Raw genomic sequence first — 18,803 nt, 5'->3', positions numbered from 1 at the left:
GTGGTCATGTTTCACGTGAAACATGACCACGACGCGCGACCTCAGCTCTGCGCGGCCCACCACTCCTTGAGCGCCGACACCGCCGCGTCGTACTCCATAGGCCCGTTCTCCAGACGCAGTTCCAGCAGGAACTTGTAGGCCTGCCCGATGACCGGGCCGGGCCCGACGCCCAGGATCTGCATGATCTGGTTGCCGTCGAGGTCGGGCCGGATCGCGTCCAGCTCCTCCTGCTCCTGGAGCTGGGCGATGCGCTCCTCCAAGCCGTCGTACGCACGGGAGAGCGCGGCAGCCCTGCGCTTGTTGCGCGTCGTGCAGTCGGAGCGGGTCAGCTTGTGGAGGCGGTCGAGGAGCGGGCCCGCGTCACGGACGTAACGACGGACCGCGGAGTCCGTCCACTCCCCGGTGCCATAGCCGTGAAACCGCAGGTGCAGCTCGACCAGACGCGAGACGTCCTTCACGAGCTCGTTGGAGTACTTCAGCGCGGCCATTCGCTTCTTGGTCATCTTGGCCCCCACCACCTCGTGATGGTGGAAGGAGACCCGCCCGTCCTTCTCGAAGCGACGCGTCCGTGGCTTGCCGATGTCGTGCAGCAGCGCGGCCAGGCGAAGCGTGAGGTCGGGACCGTCCTCCTCCAACGCCATCGCCTGCTCCAGGACGATCAGCGTGTGGTCGTAGACGTCCTTGTGCCGGTGGTGCTCGTCCCGCTCCAGACGCAGTGCCGGCAGCTCGGGCAGCACACGGTCGGCGAGCCCCGTGTCGACGAGCAGCGTCAGCCCCTTGCGCGGGTGCGCGGAGAGGATCAGCTTGTTCAGCTCGTCACGCACGCGCTCGGCGGAGACGATCTCGATGCGCTCGGCCATGCCCTTCATCGCCGCGACGACGTCCGGCGCCACCTCGAAGTCGAGTTGGGCCGCGAAACGCGCGGCCCGCATCATCCGCAGCGGGTCGTCGGAGAAGGACTCCTCGGGTGTGCTCGGAGTCCGCAGAACGCGGGCGGCGAGGTCGCCGAGCCCGCCGTGCGGATCGATGAACTCCTTCTCGGGCAGTGCCACGGCCATCGCGTTCACCGTGAAGTCACGGCGCACCAGGTCTTCCTCGATGGAGTCGCCGTACGACACTTCGGGCTTCCGCGAGGTCCGGTCGTACGCCTCCGAGCGGTACGTCGTCACCTCGATCTGGTAGCCGTCCTTCTGAGCCCCGACCGTGCCGAAGGCGATCCCGACCTCCCACAGGGCGTCCGCCCATGGACGCACGATCTTCAGTACGTCTTCGGGACGGGCGTCGGTCGTGAAGTCCAGGTCGTTGCCGAGCCGGCCGAGGAGGGCATCCCGGACCGAGCCGCCGACCAGGGCAAGGGAGAACCCGGCCTCCTGGAAACGACGGGCGAGGTCGTCTGCGACGGGGGACACCCGCAGCAGTTCACTTACCGCGCGGCTCTGCACCTGGTTCAGCGCACTGGGACTGTCTTCGTTGGCGTTCGGCACAACAGAAAAGGGTACGTGGCCCGGACGACCGCAGGCGCCTCCATTAAACGTGCACAGACGTCTCTCCTCATATGTGCGGGGACGCATACATTGATAGGTGCACATAGCGGGACAGCCCGGTCTCTTCTTCCGATCTTGTGAAGCGGACCGCGGCACTTACCCTCAGCGCGCATCGTTACCATGCGTGGACGCACATTCCGACGACCACTGACGACGACGAGGGACGGGCGAGCGCGTGGCCGAGGCGGCAGACTTCCAGGGGATGAGTCCCTCACCTGCCCGCCGGTGGCTGCGGCGCACCGGAGCACTGCTCGCCGGGGCGCCTCTGCTGGCCGGCTTTCTCCAGCTGCCCGTGTCGCCCTCCGCGCATGCCGTTGAGCGCACCGCCGCGGCCGACGTCTCCGGCTCCCGTACGGTCGATGTCTCCCTGTACTCGCTCAGCCCCCGCGTGCCCTCCGACGGGGACACGCTGACCGTCTCCGGCAGGGTCGTCAACAAAGGCAAGCAGACGGTCACGGACGCGCACGTCGGCCTGCGAGTAGGTCCGACGATGAACGGCCGCTCGGCGATCGACGACGCCGCGAAGAACAATCCGTACGCGGGCACGGAAGTCGGCGGCAAGTACGTGGCGGAGTTCTCCAAGCTGGCGCCGGGCGTCCCGCAGACCTTCAGCATCTCCGTCCCGGTCGACAAGCTGCCTCTCAGCTCCGACGGCGTCTACCAGCTGGGTGTCACGCTCAACGGCCGGACCACCGCCGCGCCGTACGAGCAGATCCTCGGCATCGAGCGGACCTTCCTGCCGTGGCAGCCCGACGCCGCGGACACGAAGACCCGGACGACGTACCTCTGGCCGCTCATCTCCACCCCTCACATGACGGCCGAGACGGGGTCGAACGAGCAGCAGACCCCCGTCTTCAAGGACGACGACCTGGCCGCGGAGCTCTCCCCCGGCGGCCGCCTCGAGCAGCTCCTCTCGCTCGGCAAGGACCTCGACATCACCTGGGTGGTCGACCCGGACCTGCTGGCCTCCGTCGACGCGATGACCCGCAGCTACCGGGTCCAGGTGAACGGCTCCAGCGAGACCACCAAGGCAGGCACGCATCAGGCGGTGGCCGAGGAGTGGCTCGGCGAGCTGGAGAAGGCGGTCCAGGACGAGGAAGTCGTCGCTCTCCCCTTCGCCGACCCGGACCTGGCGTCGCTGGCCCACCACGGCGTGACCGGGTCACTGAGCCACCTCAAGGACGCCACCACCGTGGCCGCCACGACGGTGGAGTCGATCCTCCACGTGACGCCCAGCACGGACTACGCCTGGCCCGCGAACGGCGCGATCGACCCGTCGGTCGTCAAGGTCGCCACCTCCGCAGGCGCCCACACGGTGATCTCCCGCAGCGACAGCCTCAAGGAGACCGGCGGCCTGCCGTACACGCCCTCCGCGGCCCGCCCGATCGGCGGCGGCACCACGGCGGTGGTCGCGGACGCCCGTCTGTCGACGGCGTTCCAGGGCGACATGACAGTGGCCGGCAACTCCACGCTCGCCGTGCAGAAGTTCCTCGCCCAGAGCCTGATGTTCACGCTCCAGGTCCCGGACAAGCAGCGCAGCGTCGTGGTCGCCCCGCAGCGCATGCCGACCGCCAGCCAGGCCCAGACGATGGCCCAGGCGCTGACAGCTCTCCAGGAAGGGAACTGGTCGCAGTCGGCAGCCCTGTCCGCGGCCACGAAGGCCAAGCCGGACGCGGGCGCCACCACGCGGGTCCCGTCGGCGGCCTCGTACCCATCCTCGCTGAAGGGTCAGGAGCTGCGGCGGAATGCCTTCGCGTATATCGAGGGCACGCAGGAAAAGCTCAACAGCTTCCAGGTGATCCTCGCTGACAAGTCCCGCGTGGTCACCCCCTTCGGGCGGGCCATGGACCGGTCGATGTCCACAGCCTGGCGCGGCCGTGAAACCGAGGCGACGGCGTACCGCGGCGGCGTGAAGGCCTACCTCCTCGGGCTCACGGAGAGCGTCGGGCTGATCGACAAGTCCGACGCGAAGCTCTCGGGGCGCAGCGCCACGATCCCCGTCACCGTGCAGAACAACCTCGTCCAGGGCGTGGACCACTTGGTGCTGCGTCTGACGTCGATGCAGCCGAGCCGCCTCAGCATCGGTGACGGTGCCTACGAGGAGCAACCGGTCGCGGTCTCGGGCGGGCACAGCCAGTCGGTGAAGTTCACCACCAACGCCCATGCCAACGGCCAGGCGGAGGTCGTCGCCCAGCTCTTCACGGAGGACGGCCGGCCGTACGGACCCGAGGTCACCTTCGACGTGAAGGTCACCGAGATCACCGCCACGGTGATGCTGGTCATCGCCGGTGGTGTCCTGCTGCTCGTGCTCGCCGGATTCCGGATGTACACGCAGCGCAAGCGCGCGGCCGCCCGCCAGGCCGCGCAGGAATCGGAGAACGTCCCAGCGGGCGACGAAGCCGAGGACGCTCCCGAAGAAGCGTCCGCCGCCGAATCAAGGGCACACGAGCCGGAGCACCCGAGTGACCCTTCACCGGACACCGCACCGGAAATCACCGAGCCGTCCGGCACGGGTGAGAGAGTGGACCGTTGAGCGATGTCGTGGCCGGTGGGCCCGGGGACGATGAGGTGGGGTAACCATGAACGCGCCGTACGACGGTGACCGCGGCCAGGGCGCGGGCAGCTCCGGCTACCCCGACGGCCCGCCGCAGGGCCCGCCGGAACCCGGCGAGGTGCCTCCGCAGCCCCCAGCCGACGTGTACTTCCAGGACGCCTACGCCCAGGATCCCTATCGGGCGCAGGACCTCTCGGCTCAGGACCCCGTCGCGGAGGCCCTCTACGACCGTGCCGCGCACCCCCCGCCACCACCCGGCACGTATCAGCCGCAGCCCCCGCTCTACGGCCAGCCGCCCCAGTCCCCGTACGCCCCCGACCCCCGCGTGTGGGCGCAGACCCCGGCGCCCGAACCGGAGGGCCCGACCCAGTACCTGCCGTACGGCGACGACCCCCGTACCACCCAGTTCGTGGGCGTGGACGACCTCGTGACCCAGGCCGGCCAGGAGCGACACGAGCCGGACGCGTTCGCCCATCTCTTCCGGGACCAGCAACAGGGCGGCGGACATCCGCCGATGGAGCCCACGTCCGTGCCGGGCCCGGCCCACGCGCCGTACGCGGACCAGGGTGCGGCACCACAGCCACCGGCCCCTGAGCCGGTTCACGCACCCGACGCACCCGCCGCACCCGCGGCGACGAAGGGCGGGCGCGCGTCGGGTCTGCTGAAGTCGAGTGCGGTGATGGCGGCGGGCACCATGGTGTCCCGCCTCACCGGCTTCATCCGCTCCGCCCTGATCGTCTCGGCGCTGGGCGTCGGCCTGCTCGGCGACACCTTCCAGGTCGCGTACCAACTGCCGACGATGATCTACATCCTGACCGTCGGCGGCGGCCTCAACTCCGTCTTCGTACCGCAGCTCGTGCGCGCCATGAAGGAGGACGAAGACGGCGGTGAGTCATACGCCAACCGGCTTCTGACCCTCGTCGTCGTGGTCCTCGGTGCGCTCACCGTGCTCGCGGTCCTCGCCGCACCTCTCCTGGTACGCGTGCTGTCGGCGCCGGTCGCCAGCGATCCGGCGGCCAACGAGGTAGCCATCACCTTCGCCCGTTACTTCCTGCCCACGATCTTCTTCATGGGCATTCACGTGGTGATGGGCCAGATCCTGAACGCGCGCGGAAAATTCGGCGCGATGATGTGGACTCCGGTCCTCAACAACATCGTCATCATCGTGACGCTCGGACTGTTCATCTGGGTGTACGGCACCGCGGCGAACTCCGGTATGAAGGCCGCGACGATCCCGCCGGAGGGCGAGCAGCTTCTCGGTATCGGCGTCCTGCTCGGTCTCGTCGTGCAGGCACTCGCGATGATCCCGTACCTCCGTGAGACCGGCTTCCGGCTGCGGCTGCGCTTCGACTGGAAGGGCCACGGCCTCGGCAAGGCCGCGATGCTCGCCAAGTGGACCGTGCTCTTCGTCCTCGCCAACCAGGCGGGCGCGATCGTGGTGACCCAGCTGTCCACCGCCGCGGGCAAGGACTCGCCGGTCGACGGCACAGGCTTCGCCGCCTACGCCAACGCCCAGCTCATCTGGGGCCTCCCGCAGGCCATCATCACCGTCTCCCTGATGGCCGCCCTGCTGCCCCGGCTCTCGCGCTCGGCCAACGAGGGCGACGCCGGCGCCGTCCGAGACGACATCTCCCAGGGCCTGCGCACCACGGCCGTGGCGATCGTGCCCATCTCCTTCGGCTTCGTCGCCCTCGGCATCCCGATGTGCACCTTGATCTTCGGTTCCTCGGGCACGAGCGAAGCCACGAACATGGGCTACATGCTGATGGCCTTCGGCCTCGGTCTGATCCCGTACTCCGTGCAGTACGTCGTACTGCGCGCCTTCTACGCGTACGAGGACACCCGGACCCCCTTCTACAACACGGTCATCGTGGCCGCCGTCAACGCCGGGGCCTCGGCGCTCTGCTTCTTCCTGCTTCCCCCGCGCTGGGCCGTGGCGGGCATGGCAGCCTCGTATGGTCTCGCCTACGCGATCGGCGTGGGAGTCGCGTGGAGCCGGCTGGGCAAGCGGCTGGGCGGTGACCTGGACGGCGCCCGGGTCATGCGTACGTACGCCCGACTCGGTATCGCGTCGGTGCCGGCTGCGCTGCTCAGCGGTGCGGCCTGCTACGGAATCGGCCACACGCTGGGACAGGGTGTCGGCGGCTCGCTCGCCGCCCTGCTCGGCGGTGGTGTCGTACTGCTCGGTGTCTTCTACGTCGCGGCGCGGCGTATGCGCATCGAGGAGCTGAACGGAATGGTCGGCATGGTCCGCGGGCGCCTCGGGCGCTGAGGCGGGGGTAGTCGCACAACCATCGTCCGCGACCGCGTGTCGTGCATAGGGGCGGACTGTGGGCACAATTGGCTTTGGCGTCGGAGAGCGCGCAACGGATGGGGAGGCAGGAACGGCGGTGGCGGAACGGAGCACGGCTGCCGTCGACGTGGCAGACAACAGCGGTGATGAACCGCTGACCGCGAAGGCGGACCAGTCCACGGCCGACGGGGTGGCCCAGAACCGGGAGCGGGACACGGACAACTCGGAGAGCGAAGAGGCACAGGGGAGCGGGGGGAACGAGAGCCCTGGCAGGACCTCGCCGCCCGAGTTGCACAGCGGTCACAAACTCGCCAGACGCTACCGGCTGGAAGAGTGTGTCACCCGCCTGGACGGTTTCAGCAGTTGGCGTGCGGTGGACGAGAAGCTGCGCCGCGCAGTCGGTGTGCATCTGCTGCCCGCCGACCATCCACGAGCGCGCTCCGTCCTGGCGGCGGCCCGTTCCTCCGCCCTGCTGGGCGATCCTCGGTTCGTCCAGGTTCTGGACGCCGTCGAGGAGAACGACCTCGTCTATGTGGTGCACGAGTGGCTGCCGGACGCCACGGAGCTGACGACGCTCCTGGCCTCCGGCTCGCTGGAGGTGCACGAGGCGTACCAGATGGTCAGCCAGGTCTCCCAGGCGATGGCCGCCGCGCACCGTGAGGGGCTGGCCCATCTGAAGCTGACCCCGGGCGCTGTGCTGCGCACCTCGTCCGGTCAGTGGCGCATCCGCGGCCTCGCGGTGAACGCCGCGCTGCGCGGCATCAGCTCCGACACCCCGCAGCGCACCGACACGGAAGCGATCGGGGCGCTGCTGTACGCCGCGCTCACTCAGCGCTGGCCGTACGAGAACGACGCGTACGGCCTCTCCGGGCTGCCGAAGGGCGTGGGCCTCATCGCCCCCGACCAGGTACGGGCAGGCGTGCACCGCGGCCTGTCGGAGCTCGCGATGCGCGCGCTCGTCAACGACGGCGCGACCGCGTCCCGCCAGGAGCCTCCGTGCACCACGCCGGAGGAACTGGTGAAGGCGGTCGGCGAGATGCCCCGCATCCGTCCGCCGGAGCCCGCGTTCACGGCACCGCCGGACTACCAGCGCACGACGTACCAGCAGGGCAGCTACGGCCGCCCCGCGACCCACCCGGGCGCCACCCAGCCGGTACCGACGCCGCCGCCCCCGCTGCAGAGCCGTACCGGCAAGGTCCTGAAGTGGGCCGTGTCCGCCCTCCTGATCGCCGCACTCGGCCTCGGCAGCTGGCAGCTCGCGGACGCGCTCATGGAGCAGGGGAAGTCCGACGACACGGGCAACACGAAGACGACGGACGAGAACGACAAGAACCCGGCGAAGCCGGTCAGCAAGCCGATCGCCATCAGCGGTGCACGGGACTTCGACCCGTTCGGGTCCGACGGATCCGAGAAGCCTGCGGATATAGACAAGACCTACGACAACAGCCCCGGAACCTATTGGCAGACCGACTTCTACAAGGGTGCCAACTTCGGAAACCTCAAGCCGGGCCTCGGCGTCATCCTCGATCTCGGCAAGGTCCAGCAGGTCGGGAAGGTGACCGTTACCTTCGTGGGGAACACCTCCGCCGAACTCCGTGCCGCCTCCGGTGACACAAGCTCGGAACCCACCTCCTTCGATGCCTACACAAAGGTCGCCGAGGGATCCGGGACCAGCGTCGCGCTCAAGCCCGACGAGTCCGTCAAGACCCGCTATCTCTTGGTCTGGCTGACCGAGCTGCCGCTGACGAACGACGGTAACTACCGTGGCCGGGTGGCGGACATCAAGGTGACCAGCTGACGGTGAATGCGAGGGGGGAGGGGGTTCGATGGCGGACGGTGCCGGATTCAGCGAAGTGAGCGATCAGGACCTCCTCGCCCGTCATGTCGAGGGCGACCCCGACGCCTTCGGTGAGCTCGTGCGGCGTCACCGTGACCGGCTCTGGGCGGTGGCGCTGCGGACGCTGGGCGACCGCGAGGAGGCCGCTGACGCCGTCCAGGACGCCCTCGTCTCCGCCTATCGGGCCGCCCACACCTTCCGTGGCCAGTCGGCGGTCACCACATGGCTGCACCGGATCACCGTGAACGCCTGCCTGGACCGCGCCCGCAAGGCGGCCTCCAGGAAGACCTCCCCCGTGGACGACACGGAACGGCTCGAGCAACTGCTGGAACCGCACGAGTCGGCCTCCGCTCCGGCCGAGCGCAACGATCTGCACCGTGAGCTGCTGGAGGCGCTGGGCACTCTGCCCCCCGACCAGCGGGCCGCCCTCGTCCTGGTGGACATGCAGGGCTACCCGGTGGCGGAGGCGGCCAGTCTGCTCGACGTGCCGACCGGCACGGTCAAGAGCCGCTGTGCTCGCGGCAGAGCCAGACTTCTCCCGCTGCTCAAACACCTGCGTACGGACAGCGGGAGCGACAGAGAGAGCAAGAAGTCGGGTGAGGGACGGAACCGCACGCAGGGGGCATCCGTCCCACCCGCAGCGGGAGAACACGATGGACCGAGCGATTCAGCTGCTGTGAAGGGCGGAGGTGGGCGAGCGTGACATCCACGACCGACACGGCCGGACACCCGGACGTCACGGAGATCTCCGACCTCACCGAAGGTCTGCTCCCGCCCTCGCGTACGGCGGACGTGCGACGCCACCTGGACGGCTGCGCGCTGTGTGCCGACGTGTACGACTCGCTGGAGGAGATCCGCGGCATGCTCGGCACGCTGCCGGGTCCGCCCCGCATGCCCGCCGATGTCGCGGGACGCATCGATGCCGCTCTCGCCGCCGAGGCCCTGTTGAGTGCCACGGCGCCCGAAGCAGACGACGACACGAACGTCCCGGCATCAGTCAGCGCCTCCCAGCCGCTGTCCGGCGAGGACGAGGGTCGGCATGTTTCACGTGAAACATCGGCCACAGCGGATCGTCCCTCAGGACACCCCCGTGCTTCCACCGGCCCGGGTCGTACGAACCGGCCTCGTCGTGGACGCCGCAGGACCGTCGTGCTGGGCGCCATGTTCACGGCGGCCACGCTGGGACTCGGCGGCCTGCTCCTCCAGTCGCTGGGCGACACATCGGGCAACAACCCTGGTTCGGCCTCCCGGGAGCAGAGCGACTCCGCGAACACGTTCGCCGGGGAGAAGCTGGATAACGAGGTCGCGGGTCTCCTCGCCGAGGCCAAGAAGTCCGAGAAGAAGGACGGCAGTCCCCGCACCGCGAAGCCCTACGGCACCGACTCCACCGAAGAGCCGAACATCCTGAACACGCCCACGTCAGTGCCCGAGTGCATCAAGCAGGGCATCGGGCGCGACGCGGCTCCCCTCGCCTTCAAGGAAGGTGACTACGACGGCACTGAGGCGTATCTCGTGGTGCTGCCCGACGCCTCCGACGCCGCACAGGTCACGGCCTATGTCGTCGACTCCGCCTGTGTGGACAGGCCGTCGATCTCCGAAGGCAAGGTTCTGCTCCAGCAGTCCTACCCGCGAAGCTGAGCGGGTCCGGGCCTGCGTCGGATCATCATGTGCGTGCCCTGCGTCATCCATGGCATCCCGGTGCGGTGACGAGTCTTCGTGTGCCCGGACACAGTGGGAATGCGCGCCCCTTAGGATCCGTTGGGTGGGGTGAGAGTTCTGAGAGAGGCTCCCACCGGCCGTACGAAGCAGTCTCCAGAGACGAGGAATCAAGCCGTGAGCGACGTCCGTAACGTGATCATCATCGGCTCCGGGCCCGCCGGCTACACGGCGGCGCTCTACACTGCGCGCGCGTCGCTTAAGCCGCTGGTGTTCGAGGGCGCCGTCACCGCAGGCGGCGCGCTGATGACCACCACTGAGGTGGAGAACTTCCCCGGCTTCCAGGACGGCATCATGGGCCCGGAGCTCATGGACAACATGCGGGCGCAGTCCGAGCGCTTCGGGGCCGAGCTGGTTCCGGACGACATCGTCACGGTCGACCTCAGCGGTGAGATTAAGACCGTCACGGACACGGCGGGCACGGTGCACCGGGCGAAGGCCGTCATCGTCGCGACAGGCTCTCAGCACCGCAAGCTGGGCCTGCCCAGGGAAGACGCCCTGTCCGGACGTGGTGTCTCCTGGTGCGCGACCTGTGACGGCTTCTTCTTCAAGGACCAGGACATCGCTGTGATCGGCGGCGGTGACACTGCCATGGAGGAGGCCACCTTCCTCTCTCGGTTCGCCAAGTCCGTGACGATCGTCCACCGCCGGGACACGCTGCGCGCCTCCAAGGCGATGCAGGAGCGCGCCTTCGCCGACCCGAAGATCAAGTTCGTCTGGGACAGCGAGGTCGCCGAGATCCAGGGCGAGCAGAAGCTCTCGGGCCTGAAGCTGCGCAACCTGAAGACCGGCGAGACGTCGGAACTGCCCGTCACCGGCCTGTTCATCGCGATCGGCCACGACCCGCGCACCGAGCTCTTCAAGGGCCAGCTCGAACTGGACGAGGAGGGCTACCTCAAGGTCGAGGCGCCTTCGACCCGCACGAACCTGGTGGGTGTCTTCGGCGCTGGCGACGTCGTCGACCACACCTACCGCCAGGCGATCACTGCGGCCGGCACCGGCTGCTCCGCCGCCCTCGACGCCGAGCGCTTCCTCTCCGCCATCGCGGACGGCGAGGCGGCTGCGGAGCCCGAGAAGACCACCGTCTGACCCCCATCCGCCCCACCGCACCAACCAGTTAAGGAGCCCGCCGTGGCCGGCACCCTGAAGCACGTAACCGACGACTCTTTCGAGCAGGATGTCCTCAAGAGCGACAAGCCCGTCCTGGTGGACTTCTGGGCCGCCTGGTGCGGTCCGTGCCGCCAGATCGCTCCGTCCCTCGAGGCGATCGCCGCCGAGTACGGCGACAAGATCGAGGTCGTCAAGCTCAACATCGACGAGAACCCGGGTACGGCCGCCAAGTACGGCGTCATGTCCATCCCGACCCTGAACGTCTACCAGGGTGGCGAGGTCGCCAAGACCATCGTCGGTGCGAAGCCGAAGGCCGCGATCGTGCGGGACCTCGAGGACTTCATCGCCGAGTAGTCCGGCAGGCCGCCCTCAGCTGGCGGCGATGTTTCACGTGAAACACGGATGGGCCAACCCGGACGGGTTGGCCCATCCGCATGTGTGGCTGCTGTAGGGCGCACCGCCGACGGACCCGAGGGCGCGGCCCTACAGCGGACGCAGTGCCGGCTCCTTCTGTACTGCCCCCAGCAGCCGGTCGAGAGCCAACTCCACGTCTTCCTTCCAGGAGAGCGTCGTGCGCAGCTCCAGGCGCAGTCGCGGATACGTCGGATGGGGCCGGACCGTCTTGAAGCCCACGGCCAGGAGATGGTCCGCGGGCAGCACGCAGGCCGGTTCCTTCCACCGGGCATCCCCGAAGGCCTCGATCGCCTTGAAGCCCCGCCGCAGCAGATCCTTGGCAACCGTCTGGACCATCACACGTCCGAGCCCCTGCCCCTGGAAGCCCGGCATGATGAAGGCCGTCATCAGCTGGACCGCGTCAGGGGAGACAGGACTCGTGGGGAAAGCCGTCGAGCGCGGCACATACGCGGGCGGTGCGTACAGCACGAAGCCCACCGGTACGTCGTCCACGTAGACGACCCGGCCGCAGGATCCCCACTCCAGCAGGACGGCGGAGATCCAGGCCTCTTTCTCCAACTCGGGTGTGCCTGCTTTTACCGCTGCCTGCCCGCTGACTGGATCCAGTTCCCAGAAGACACACGTGCGACAGCGCTTGGGAAGGTCCTGAAGGTTGTCCAGCGTGAGCGGTACGAGCCGACGCCCCATGAAGGCAGTTCCTCGCTTCCTTCGCCCGCAGCGTCGCGGGCGGCTGTCAGAGTGCTCCGTTCCTTGAGCAGGCTGCCGACGAACCCGCCGACCGCGCCGAGCCCCAGGCCCGCGCTCACCAGTCCGGTGCGGCTCACCGTTCGCATGGCCCCCGCCTCCCCACAGAAGGTGCTGCTAGGTGGATGCGCCATACCCGATCGCATCGTATCCACGATGCGATTCCATCGATACCGTCCGAAAGCAAAGAGCGAGCCGTGTTCCGGTACACACCGGACACAGCCCGCTCTGCTGGCCGGCCGGTCGGAATCGACCGGCCGCCCGAGACGCTCAGGACTCCGTCTCCTCGGAGTCGTCATCCAGGAGGCTCTTCTGCAGAACCGGTCCTTCGCCAGGAGCGAGCGTGCCGAGGATCCGCTCAAGGTCGTCCATCGAAGCGAACTCGACGGTGATCTTGCCCTTCTTCTGGCCGAGGTCGACCTTCACCCGGGTCTCGAAGCGGTCCGAGAGACGGGTCGCAAGATCGCTCAGTGCCGGGGAGAGCAGAGCGCCGGCCCGCGGCCCCTTGGAACGCGGGGCCGACTGCGGCCGCGAGCCCATGAGGGTGACGATCTCCTCGACGGCCCGCACTGAGAGTCCCTCGGCCACGATCCGGTGAGCCAGCCGGTCCTGCTCCTCCGAGTCCGCGACGGAGAGCAGGGCTCGCGCGTGTCCGGCGGAGAGCACACCGGCGGCGACGCGGCGCTGAACCGTCGGCGAGAGCTTCAACAGACGCAGGGTGTTGGAGACCTGAGGACGGGACCGGCCGATCCGGTCCGCCAGCTGGTCATGCGTGCAATTGAAGTCCTTGAGCAGCTGGTCGTAGGCGGCTGCCTCTTCCAGCGGGTTCAGCTGGGCTCGGTGCAGGTTCTCCAAGAGCGCGTCCAGGAGGAGCTTCTCGTCCTCCGTGGCCCGCACGATCGCCGGAATGGCCTCGAGCCCCGCCTCACGGCAGGCCCGCCAGCGCCGCTCTCCCATGATGAGCTCGTAGCGCCCCGGGCCCATCTGCCGCACGACGACCGGCTGGAGAAGCCCGACCTCCCTGATGGAGGTCACGAGTTCCGCGAGAGCGTCCTCGTCGAACACCTCACGGGGCTGGCGCGGGTTAGGGGTGATGGAGTCGAGGGGCAATTCGGCAAAGTGCGCCCCGACGGGCGCCGCCGGAGCCGGAGCCTCCCCGAAGACGCTCGCCGACGGCTCCTCGGTTTCATGTGAAACATGGGCCGACGGAAGCGTCGCCACCTTGGCCGCCGCCACACCGCGCTCCGCGGTGAGCAGCGGAACGGCCCCGGGCGAGGTGGACGCTCCACCCGCCGCCGGTGGCGCCGTCTTCTCTCCTGTCGGTGCTGCCGGGATCAGTGCGCCGAGACCACGGCCCAACCCCCTCCGTCGCTCGCTCACTGGATCCCCTCCACCATGCTCTGTTCGTTGTGTGCGCCCATGTGGGCATGCTGCGCGTCGTACGCCACTCCGACTCCACGCAGCGCGATTTCCCGTGCCGCCTCAAGGTAGGAGAGGGCACCACTCGACCCCGGATCGTAGGTCAGCACCGTCTGCCCGTAGCTGGGGGCCTCGGAAATACGGACCGAGCGCGGAATGCTCGTCCGCAGCACCTCGTCGCCGAAGTGGCTGCGCACCTCGTCGGCGACCTGCGACGCGAGGCGCGTCCGGCCGTCGTACATGGTGAGCAGGATCGTCGATACATGGAGGTTGGGGTTGAGGTGCCCCCGCACCAGGTCGACGTTGCGCAGCAACTGGCCCAGGCCCTCCAGCGCGTAGTACTCGCACTGAATCGGGATGAGGACCTCCGCACCGGCGACGAGCGCGTTGACGGTCAGCAGGCCCAGCGAGGGTGGGCAGTCGATGAGGATGTAGTCCAGCGGCTGCTCGTACGCCTGGATCGCCCGTTCCAGTCGACTCTCGCGTGCCACCAGGGACACCAGCTCGATCTCCGCACCGGCGAGATCGATCGTGGCGGGCGCGCAGAAGAGACCCTCGACATCGGGGACCGGCTGAACGACCTCGGACAGCGGCTTGCTGTCGATCAGCACGTCGTAGATGGAAGGAACTTCGGCGTGGTGGTCGATGCCCAGCGCGGTGGAGGCATTGCCCTGGGGATCGAGGTCGATCACCAGGACGCGCCCGCCGTGCAGCGCCAGCGAGGCGGCAAGGTTGACCGTGGTTGTGGTCTTGCCCACCCCACCCTTCTGGTTGGCGACCACCATCACGCGGGTTTGCTCGGGCCGTGGCAAGCCCTCGCCGGCGCGGCCGAGAGCCTCCACCGCCAGTTGGGCAGCACGACCGATGGGAGTGTCGTCCATCGGGGGCGGTGTTTCACGTGAAACATCGTCCCCCATCGACTCGGTACGGGGACCGGGGACCGGATCGGTCATCGGTCCCGCGATGTTGGCGTCGGACCGCAAGGATTCACTCTCCTCGACTTCAGGCTCGCAATGAACAGAGCCTCCCATGTCTTCGGGGTCGTGAACCAGCGAGGCCCGTTGTTCTGTGGAGAAATCCACCTCTGTGGACAACTCCGTGCCCTCTCCGGGGGACGCACTGTCGCCGCGAGGGGGTCTTTTGTCGAAGGATCCGAGGGATCCCAGAGGGTTGCGGTCGCGGGGTTCGGCCGCGGCGCGGCCGCGACTGATGATGCCGTGCAGCAGTGAGCGACGTTTCACGTGAAACACGATGCACAGCGCGCGCGACCGCGACCGCGCGACACTCCGGCATGCGTAGGTTTGGCAGCTTGTGTGGAGTACGTCTCGTCGTCAGGACGGATCAGTGAACGGGTCGCCGCCTACAAGCCTCCGACCCAACAAGAGACATCCTTCGACCCGACAACGCGCATCCTGAACGAGCCGCCCTCCCCAGGCGACCGTCAGCGACGTCTCCGGGTCCGCCCCGTCCGGGCCGCCTTCGCCCGCTTGGCCGCGAAGCGCACGCCACCGGGGCTCTCCCCGACCTCGACTCGCACCACCGTGGCGAGCGGCTCCACTACGCCCTCGCCCACGTGCAGCACTGAGGTGTTCACAGCGCCGAGCTTGCTCAGGGCAGCCCCGGCGCTCTTGACCTCCTCCTCCGCGGTGTCGCCTTTGAGTAGCAGCATCTCCCCGTACGGACGCAGCAGCGGAACCCCCCAGGCCGCGAGGCGGTCCAGCGGTGCCACGGCCCGTGCTGTCACCACGTGGACCGGAGGCAGCTTCCCGAGGACCTCCTCGGCCCGCCCGCGGACGACAGTCACATGGTCGAGCCCGAGCAGCTCGACGACCTCGTTGAGGAAGTTCGTACGCCTCAGCAGCGGCTCCAGCAGCGTGATCTTCAGATCAGGGCGGACGAGGGCGAGCGGAATGCCGGGAAGTCCGGCACCGGAACCGACATCGCACACAGTCACGCCCTCGGGAACGACCTCCGAGAGCACCGCGCAGTTCAGCATGTGCCGTTCCCAGAGGCGGGGCACTTCACGAGGGCCGATCAGACCGCGCTGAACTCCCGCGTCCGCCAACAGTTCCGCGTAACGAACCGCGTCTGCGAAGCGATCGCCGAATACCGCCCGGGCCTGCTCGGGCGCAGGGGGAAGCTCCGCTGCCTCCGTCACGGGGAACCGTCCTTCCGTACCGCTTGAGCGCAGTGTGCGCTGACTACCAGGACTATCAGGAACCATCGGGGACTATCAGGCTGACAAAGTTCGGCCCCGCCTGCGAACACAGACGGGGCCGGAGAACGACGTGCTGGATCAGGCGGGGAGTACGACGACGAAGCGCTGCGGCTCCTCGCCCTCGGACTCGCTGCGCAGGCCCGCGGCCTTGACCGCGTCGTGGACCACCTTGCGCTCGAAGGGGGTCATCGGCTTCATCTTCACCGGCTCGCCGGAACTCCTGACCTCGGCCGCGGCCTTCGCGCCCAGCTCGGAGAGCTCCTCACGCTTCTTGGCGCGGTAACCCGCGATGTCCAGCATCAGCCGGCTGCGGTCCCCGGTCTCCCGGTGCACGGCCAGCCTCGTGAGCTCCTGGAGCGCCTCCAGCACCTCGCCGTCGCGGCCGACCAGCTTCTGCAGGTCACGGCTGCTGGTGTCGCTGATGATCGAGACAGCCGCGCGATCGGCCTCGACATCCATGTCGATGTCGCCATCGAGGTCGGCGATGTCCAGCAGACCCTCGAGGTAGTCCGCCGCGATCTCGCCCTCCTGCTCCAGGCGGGACAGGGTGTCGCCCTCGGTGGCGGCGGAGGTGGTGCCTTCCGTCACGGGATGGACTCCTTCTTACTTCTTGGACGGGGACTTGGGCCGCTGCGGACCCTTGCGCTGTCCGGACTGGGCCTTGCTGCGGGTGCCACCGGACGCGGACTTGCCGCCGCCCGCCGGCTTGGGGCCGGGCTTGGCGTCCTGCGGTTCGTCGGACTTGCTCAGGGAGGTCTTCGACTCGGAAGAACCGGAGGCCCCGGACTCACCCGCCGCCTTGTGGCCACCCTGGGCAGCGCCCGACTGACGCCGGGACTTGCTCTGCCGCTTGGGCTGCTGGCGCTTGGGAGCGGCGCCCGTCGTCGGGGTGCCGTCCTCGGTCTCGACCACGGTCGAGGCCTCACTCTTCACCACGGTGCCGTCGGCCTGGGCCGCGAGGCCCGCCTTGTTCAGGCCGTTGATGAACTTGCGCTCGAACTCGTTGCGGTCGCGGCCCTTGGCCACGATGGCCTTGACGATGGCCTTCTCACCGCGGCCGCGCGTCTTGCCGTGGTGCGTGACGCGCTTGTGCAGGCGCTCCAGGTACGAGGCCTGGGCCTTGGAACCCGGGGTCGGGTTGTTGTGGATGACGTACATCTGCTGGCCCATGGTCCACACGTTGGTGGTCAGCCAGTAGACAAGGACACCGACGGGGAAGTTGATGCCGAAGACGGCGAACATGATGGGGAAGACGTACATCAGCATCTTCTGCTGCTGCATGAACGGCGTCTTCACCGTCGTGTCGACGTTCTTCGTCATCAGCTGGCGCTGCGTGTAGAACTGCGACGCCGACATCAGGACGATCATGATGGCGGTGATCACCCGGACGTCGGTCAGCGAGGCACCGAGCGCCTCGACCTTGTTCGAGCTGTCCGTGAACTTCGCGGCCAGCGGAGCCCCGAAGATGTGGGCCTTCTGCGCGCTCTCCAGCAGCCGTTCGTTGATCACGCCGATGGTGTCGTTCGACGCGATGCTGTTGAGCACGTGATACAGGGCGAAGAAGAACGGCGACTGCGCCAGGATGGGAAGGCACGAGGAGAGCGGGTTGGTGCCCGTCTCCTTGTACAGCTTCATCATCTCTTCGGACTGACGCTGCTTGTCGTTCTTGTAGCGCTCCTGGATCTTCTTCATCTCGGGCTGGAGCGTCTGCATCGCCCGCGTGGCCTTGATCTGCTTCACGAAGAGCGGGATCAGGCAGATACGGATCAGGATCACCAGGGACACGATGGACAAGCCCCAGGCCCAGCCCGTGTCGGGGCCGAAGATGGCGCCGTACACCGAGTGGAACTGGACGATGACCCAGGAAACGGGTGTCGTGATGAAGCTGAAAATACTGGCAATCGTGTCCACTAATCAGGCTCCTTGAGCATGGGACGGGGTCTCGGCGGCCGGGCTCGAGGGGTGGTCGGACATACCGTGCCCTTCGGTGGCCGGTTCGGCGGCGGAGTTCCCGCCCTTGCGTGCGCGCCAGGCGCCTCGCAGCATTTCGTGCCACCGCGGACGCTTGCGCGGCGGGACATGGTCCACACCGCCCAGCGACCACGGGTTGCACCGCAGGATGCGCCAGGCGGTGAGCGCCGTCCCTTTGATCGCACCGTGGCGGTCGATGGCCTGGTACCCGTAGTGGGAACACGACGGGTAGTACTTGCACACCGGCCCGAGCAACGGGCTGATGGTCCACTGGTACAGCTTGATGAGAGCCAGCAGTGGGTACTTCATCGCGCGCCCCCTCCCAGTAGCCGCTCCAGGGCGGCATCCAGGTCTCGGGCCAGCTGTGCATGGTCGGCGTCACCCGCATCGGGCAGCGCTCGTACGACTACCAGGCTACCGGGGGGCAACAGGGCCACTCGGTCACGCATCAGATGACGAAGCCTTCGCTTCACCTTGTTGCGGACGACCGCTCCGCCCACGGCTTTGCTGACAACGAAACCCGCACGCGTCGGGGGAGCGCTCTCCCCAGGCGCGTGCGGGTCCGTTGCACCGCTACGTAGATGGACGACGAGAAGCGGGCGTCCGGCCCGGCGTCCTCGGCGTACCGCGGTCGCGAAGTCCTCGCGCCGCCTCAGCCGATTCTCGGTAGGCAGCACGTCATGACCTGTGCTGCGAGATCAGGCGGACAGGCGGGCGCGACCCTTGCCACGGCGGGTCGCGAGAATCGCGCGGCCGGCACGGGTGCGCATGCGCAGCCGGAAGCCGTGGGTCTTGGCGCGACGACGGTTGTTCGGCTGGAAGGTGCGCTTGCTCACTCGGGGGCTCCAGAAAGAATCGGTAGTTGCGGGGTGCCGTCCTGGCTGTCACCGTGCGCCCACGAGTAACTCGTATTACGCCCGAGTGCACCGCTTCCCGATCACTCGACGTGACCTGTGCCCATCGGAGGCAGGCGGCAGCAGCCA

Annotated in this window: 17 protein-coding genes; 7 read left to right on the top strand and 10 right to left on the bottom strand. The window is 68.2% G+C overall.

Going from position 1 to position 18,803, the window contains the following annotated elements; genetic code table 11:
• Positions 1–41 precede the first annotated feature (41 nt).
• Complete coding sequence (locus GAS53_RS10815; RefSeq protein ID WP_151477266.1) at positions 42–1,484, bottom strand: CCA tRNA nucleotidyltransferase; 1,443 nt, start codon at positions 1,482–1,484, stop codon at positions 42–44.
• Between the two features lie 235 nt (positions 1,485–1,719).
• Here GAS53_RS10815 and GAS53_RS10810 point away from each other — a divergent pair, with 235 nt between their 5' ends.
• From GAS53_RS10810 to trxA, 7 genes are all read left to right on the top strand, one after another.
• A complete protein-coding gene (locus GAS53_RS10810; RefSeq protein ID WP_151477265.1) occupies positions 1,720–4,077 on the top strand; it encodes a DUF6049 family protein in 2,358 nt (785 codons plus the stop codon).
• 46 nt (positions 4,078–4,123) lie between these two features.
• Positions 4,124–6,370: a murein biosynthesis integral membrane protein MurJ gene (murJ, locus tag GAS53_RS10805; RefSeq protein WP_151477264.1), complete on the top strand. Its 2,247-nt coding sequence runs from the start codon at positions 4,124–4,126 to the stop codon at positions 6,368–6,370.
• Positions 6,371–6,488: 118 nt separating this feature from the next.
• Positions 6,489–8,189 carry a protein kinase family protein gene (locus tag GAS53_RS10800; protein ID WP_151477263.1) on the top strand — a complete coding sequence of 567 codons (1,701 nt, stop codon included), beginning with the start codon at positions 6,489–6,491 and terminating at the stop codon, positions 8,187–8,189.
• 28 nt (positions 8,190–8,217) lie between these two features.
• Complete coding sequence (sigM, locus tag GAS53_RS10795) at positions 8,218–8,931, top strand: RNA polymerase sigma factor SigM (protein ID WP_151477262.1); 714 nt, start codon at positions 8,218–8,220, stop codon at positions 8,929–8,931.
• Positions 8,928–9,866 (top strand): anti-sigma factor family protein, encoded by a 939-nt coding sequence (locus tag GAS53_RS10790; protein ID WP_151477261.1) that lies wholly within the window; start codon positions 8,928–8,930, stop codon positions 9,864–9,866. Before sigM ends, GAS53_RS10790 begins: the two co-directional genes overlap by 4 nt.
• Before the next feature lie 195 nt (positions 9,867–10,061).
• The gene (trxB, locus tag GAS53_RS10785; RefSeq protein ID WP_151477260.1) at positions 10,062–11,033 is read left to right on the top strand and encodes a thioredoxin-disulfide reductase; all 972 of its coding nucleotides are present in this window, start codon (positions 10,062–10,064) and stop codon (positions 11,031–11,033) included.
• A gap of 42 nt (positions 11,034–11,075) precedes the next feature.
• Positions 11,076–11,408 carry a thioredoxin gene (gene trxA, locus GAS53_RS10780; RefSeq protein ID WP_143641354.1) on the top strand — a complete coding sequence of 111 codons (333 nt, stop codon included), beginning with the start codon at positions 11,076–11,078 and terminating at the stop codon, positions 11,406–11,408.
• Between the two features lie 129 nt (positions 11,409–11,537).
• Here trxA and GAS53_RS10775 read toward each other — a convergent pair whose 3' ends face one another.
• From GAS53_RS10775 to rpmH, 9 genes are all read right to left on the bottom strand, one after another.
• A complete protein-coding gene (locus GAS53_RS10775) occupies positions 11,538–12,155 on the bottom strand; it encodes a GNAT family N-acetyltransferase (protein ID WP_151477259.1) in 618 nt (205 codons plus the stop codon).
• A 327-nt stretch (positions 12,156–12,482) separates the two neighbouring features.
• Positions 12,483–13,592 carry a ParB/RepB/Spo0J family partition protein gene (locus tag GAS53_RS10770; RefSeq protein WP_151477258.1) on the bottom strand — a complete coding sequence of 370 codons (1,110 nt, stop codon included), beginning with the start codon at positions 13,590–13,592 and terminating at the stop codon, positions 12,483–12,485.
• Positions 13,589–14,662 (bottom strand): ParA family protein, encoded by a 1,074-nt coding sequence (locus GAS53_RS10765; protein ID WP_151477327.1) that lies wholly within the window; start codon positions 14,660–14,662, stop codon positions 13,589–13,591. The genes GAS53_RS10770 and GAS53_RS10765 overlap by 4 nt, the downstream gene beginning before the upstream one ends.
• A 410-nt stretch (positions 14,663–15,072) precedes the next feature.
• Entirely contained in the window at positions 15,073–15,789 is a 717-nt protein-coding gene (rsmG, locus tag GAS53_RS10760; RefSeq protein WP_151477257.1) for a 16S rRNA (guanine(527)-N(7))-methyltransferase RsmG, read from the bottom strand.
• A gap of 138 nt (positions 15,790–15,927) precedes the next feature.
• Positions 15,928–16,437 carry a Jag family protein gene (locus GAS53_RS10755; RefSeq protein WP_151477256.1) on the bottom strand — a complete coding sequence of 170 codons (510 nt, stop codon included), beginning with the start codon at positions 16,435–16,437 and terminating at the stop codon, positions 15,928–15,930.
• Positions 16,438–16,452: 15 nt separating this feature from the next.
• Positions 16,453–17,760, bottom strand: a complete 1,308-nt coding sequence (gene yidC, locus GAS53_RS10750) for a membrane protein insertase YidC (protein WP_151477255.1) — start codon at positions 17,758–17,760, stop codon at positions 16,453–16,455.
• A gap of 3 nt (positions 17,761–17,763) precedes the next feature.
• Positions 17,764–18,129 (bottom strand): membrane protein insertion efficiency factor YidD, encoded by a 366-nt coding sequence (gene yidD / locus GAS53_RS10745; protein ID WP_151477254.1) that lies wholly within the window; start codon positions 18,127–18,129, stop codon positions 17,764–17,766.
• Positions 18,126–18,497 carry a ribonuclease P protein component gene (gene rnpA / locus GAS53_RS10740; RefSeq protein WP_151477253.1) on the bottom strand — a complete coding sequence of 124 codons (372 nt, stop codon included), beginning with the start codon at positions 18,495–18,497 and terminating at the stop codon, positions 18,126–18,128. The genes yidD and rnpA overlap by 4 nt, the downstream gene beginning before the upstream one ends.
• Before the next feature lie 21 nt (positions 18,498–18,518).
• Entirely contained in the window at positions 18,519–18,656 is a 138-nt protein-coding gene (rpmH, locus tag GAS53_RS10735) for a 50S ribosomal protein L34 (RefSeq protein ID WP_030354375.1), read from the bottom strand.
• Positions 18,657–18,803: the final 147 nt, after the last annotated feature.

Origin of the sequence: Streptomyces albicerus, from assembly GCF_008905045.1 — a bacterium.
GTDB classification, from domain to species: Bacteria; Actinomycetota; Actinomycetes; order Streptomycetales; family Streptomycetaceae; genus Streptomyces; species Streptomyces albicerus.
The sequence above is the reverse complement of the archived record's forward strand: the minus strand, read 5'-3'. Positions and strand labels throughout refer to the sequence as shown.